Source organism: Streptomyces recifensis (assembly GCF_002154615.1).
Taxonomy (GTDB): domain Bacteria; phylum Actinomycetota; class Actinomycetes; order Streptomycetales; family Streptomycetaceae; genus Streptomyces; species Streptomyces griseoluteus.
This window is the reverse complement of sequence record NZ_MUNH01000333.1, coordinates 1-3,485: the sequence shown is the minus strand read 5'-3', so window position 1 is coordinate 3,485 and position 3,485 is coordinate 1. Positions and strand designations below refer to the sequence as shown.

The 3,485-nt window shown below is 71.6% G+C and carries 3 protein-coding genes and 1 pseudogene; 2 read left to right on the top strand and 2 right to left on the bottom strand.

The genetic code is table 11. The features are described 5' to 3' along the window. Nucleotides 1–461: ATP-binding protein (locus tag CCN33_RS18190; RefSeq protein ID WP_086694638.1), on the bottom strand; the 461-nt coding region annotated here is incomplete at its 3' end. A 290-nt stretch (nucleotides 462–751) separates the two neighbouring features. Then, on the bottom strand, nucleotides 752–1,129 hold the full coding sequence (locus CCN33_RS18185) for an STAS domain-containing protein (RefSeq protein WP_030814352.1): 378 nt from the start codon (nucleotides 1,127–1,129) through the stop codon (nucleotides 752–754). A gap of 245 nt (nucleotides 1,130–1,374) precedes the next feature. On the opposite strand from CCN33_RS18185, the gene CCN33_RS18180 reads away from it, so the two are divergent. Continuing rightward, nucleotides 1,375–2,271, top strand: a complete 897-nt coding sequence (locus tag CCN33_RS18180) for an RNA polymerase sigma factor SigF (protein WP_086694637.1) — start codon at nucleotides 1,375–1,377, stop codon at nucleotides 2,269–2,271. Between the two features lie 202 nt (nucleotides 2,272–2,473). Continuing rightward, nucleotides 2,474–3,485, top strand: a pseudogene (locus CCN33_RS18175) (ricin-type beta-trefoil lectin domain protein); the annotation flags it as partial.

The following is a 3,485-nucleotide window of genomic DNA, read 5'->3' as shown; positions in this document are numbered from 1 at the left end:
CCGTGGCCGCCGGGGCGGCCGGCCTGGTGCGGGGTCCGGGGGGCGGGCTGGCCGGCGCCGCGGTCGGTGATCTCGAGACGGATCACCTTGCGGTCGCAGGACAGGAGCAGGTCGTCCGGTCCGTCGGCGTGCAGGCAGGCGTTGGTGACCAGCTCGGAGACGACGAGGAGCACGTCCTCGGCGGCGGCCCGCTGCTCGGCGCCCGAGGCGGGAAGCCAGCCCCATTCGTAGAGCGCCTGGCGGGTGAAGTCACGGGCGAGCGGGACCACCCCGCTCTCTCCGTGCAGGCTGAGCCTGCGGACCTGCCGTCCCCTCGCCTCCGGCGCTGCCTCGGAGGGTGCGACGGGCGGGGCGGCGCTCAAGGCCGCCTCGGACGCCGTCGCGCCTCTTTCGGGCATGCCGGAAGCGCTGCTCGGCTCCGGGCCACCATCGCCCGGCGAGTAGGGCCGGGTGGTGCTCATCAGCGCTTCACCTCACCGATCCACCAGTACACGATTCAAAAGTCCGACTCCGTTCGGTCCCGGACGGCCGGTTCACCGTCCGTCCGGTGTCCGCGTGCTGCCTCCGTCACCTTCGGCGTCCGCCCCTCGCCTCATACGTCGCGCCGGACCCCTTCTCCGGTTCCCGGAGCGGGTTCGGCGGCGGGGCTGCCGAAAGGTTTCAGATGTCTCCTGCCCGACTGATCCCCCGGAACACCCCCTCATTCGTCCGACGCGGGGAAGCGACGGCCGGAGGGGGTGCGCGGGAGGAGTCAGCCGGTCTCGCCCGCCAGGGCGGCCTCCACGGAGTCGTGGACGGTGAAGACCGCCTCGGCTCCCGTGATCTCGAACACGCGCGCGACTACGGGCAGCATGCCCGCGAGATGCACGCCACCGCCGGCGGCGTCCGCCTTCAGGCGGGCCCCCAGCAGTACGTTCAGTCCTGTCGAGTCGCAGAACTCCAGCCGCGAGCAATCCACGACAAGTCGCGTGAAGCCCTTCTCCAGGAGGTCGTCGAGCGGCTCGCGCAGTAGATCGGCGGTGTGGTGATCGAGTTCACCTGCCGGTGTCACTACGGCGCTGGAACCCTCTTCCCGCACCTCCACCAGAAGCCGGCCCGACTGTGCGCTGCCGACCGTCCCGTGGTCCATGCCGTCTCTCTCCCGAGGTCTTGGCTGCTGATGCCCTCGAACATTACGCCTTCCAGCCACACTTCGACACCCGAACAACCCCCAAGAAACGGACATATAGCCGCAAATGACACTTGCGACCAACTCGCCGAAGCAGGTAGGGCTAGTACGACACACATCCCTACACGCCGGCTTCGGAGGCGCCGCACACCGCAGTGCACGTATCGGCTTCGGCAGCCATATGCCGAGAACGATGGAGGACACCCATGTCAGCCCGGCTCGACGGATCGCCTACCCACAAAGCGACGTCGACACCCCCACCGGAAATGCTGGACCACACCATCGACCCTCTCGACCCCCTGGCGGGGCTCCCCGAGATCCCGCCCTTCGACGAGGTCGGCCCGGTGGACGCGCGAGCCCTGTCCAAGACGCTCTTCGAGCGCCTGGAGTCGCTGGAGGAGGGCACGTACGAATACTCGTACGTCCGCAACACCCTCGTCGAACTGAATCTGGCGCTGGTGAAGTTCGCCGCCTCGCGGTTCCGTTCCCGCAGCGAGCCGATGGAGGACATCGTCCAGGTCGGCACGGTCGGCCTGATCAAGGCGATCGACCGCTTCGAGATGTCGCGCGGGGTCGAGTTCCCGACCTTCGCCATGCCGACCATCATCGGCGAGATCAAGCGCTTCTTCCGTGACACCTCGTGGTCCGTGCGCGTCCCGCGCCGCCTGCAGGAGCTGCGGCTCGACCTGGCCAAGGCCGGGGACGAGCTGGCCCAGCGGCTGGACCGCGCCCCCACCGTCGCGGAACTGGCCGAGCGCCTCGGGCTCTCCCACGAGGAGGTCGTCGAGGGCATGGCCGCCTCGAACGCCTACACCGCCTCCTCCCTTGACGCGCAGCCCGCCGAGGACGACGCCGAGGGCGCGCTCGCGGACCGGATCGGGTACGAGGACCACGGGCTCGAAGGCATCGAGTACGTCGAGTCGTTGAAGCCCCTCATCGCCGAACTGGCGCCCCGCGACCGGAAGATCCTCTCCCTGCGGTTCGTGGCGGGGCTGACCCAGTCCGAGATCGGCGAGGAGCTGGGCATCTCCCAGATGCACGTCTCCCGGCTGCTGTCGCGGACGTTGACGCGGCTGCGCAAGGGACTGACGCTGGACGAGTGAGGGTGGGTGCCGCCGGAAGGCGGACCTTTCCCGTACGCGTGAGGCGGCCCGGCTGACGATGCCGGGCCGCCTCTTCCGTGCCGCCGGTGCGCGAACCGTTATCTGTTACCTGAAGTAACCCCTTTCCCGGACCGCACCCCTCCAGCACCATGGGCCCCCCGACTGACTGGTATGTCAGAACCCCAGGGGACGGAGGGTGCGCATGGCTCGGACCGAGCCGGACGAGGACGTCCAGGACACGGCGGACGCGCGGCTCACCGAGCTGCTGCGCACCCCCACCCACACGGCGTACCCGGCGCTCCAGGAACTGCGCCGCCGCCACCAGCCGGCGGTACTCGCCTACGCCCGCCTGTGCACCACCGGCGAGTCCACCGCCCGCAGGCTGGCGGCCGAGGCCCTCACCGAGGCCGCCCGGGACACGGCGCGCGGCATCGAGCCGAACGTGCCGCTGCGCCACCACCTGTTGCTCCTGGCGGGCCGGGCGGCGGCCTCCTGGGCCCGCGACGAGCGGGCGGCGGGCCTCGATCCCGGCCTGCTGCTGGTGCTCAACTCCGGTGCCGCGCCAGAGGGTCCGACCCCGCCCCTGCTCCCGGCGTTCCAGTCGCTGCCCTCCCGCGACCAGGGCCTCGTCTGGTACGGCGTCCTGGAGGAGGAGCCCCAGGAGCGGACCGCCGCCTACCTCGGCCTGGCCCCCGCCGCTGTCGCCCACGGCACCCCGCAAGCCCTGCAGGCGCTGGCCCAGGCGTGTCTGCGCCACCGGCTGGCCGCGTCCGACGACCCGCGCTGTGCCGACTTCCGCCGGCTGATCGAGGAGGCGGTACGGCCGGACAGGCCCCGCCGCAGCGTCGACCTGGACGCGCACAAGGCCCGATGTCCTTGCTGCACGGCCGCGTTCGAGGACCTGAGCGCACTGCGGGACACCCCGCGGCAGGCCCTCGCGGAGGGGCTGCTGCCCTGGGGCGGCACGGCATACGCGCACCGAGGCGGTCCCGCACCGGCCACGGCGCCCGAAGGGCCCGGCCCCCGCCGGAACCGGCCACCGCGGCGGCGTTATCTGCCGGCCGCGGTGGTCCTGGGCGCGGCCCTCGTGACCCTGCTGGCGTTCCTGCTCCTGCGCCCCGAGGGTTCCCCCGGACAGCCGGTGGCGGACCCGGCGCCGCCACGGGTGACGGTCACGACGACGTTCTCCCCCTCGCCCGTCGCCTCCCCAACCC

Excerpts from the sequence above, each read along its gene's own strand:
- CCN33_RS18180 (WP_086694637.1), top strand. The coding sequence starts at position 1,375 with ATGTCAGCCCGGCTCGACGGATCGCCTACCCACAAAGCGACGTCGACA.
- CCN33_RS18185 (WP_030814352.1), bottom strand. The coding sequence starts at position 1,129 with ATGGACCACGGGACGGTCGGCAGCGCACAGTCGGGCCGGCTTCTGGTG.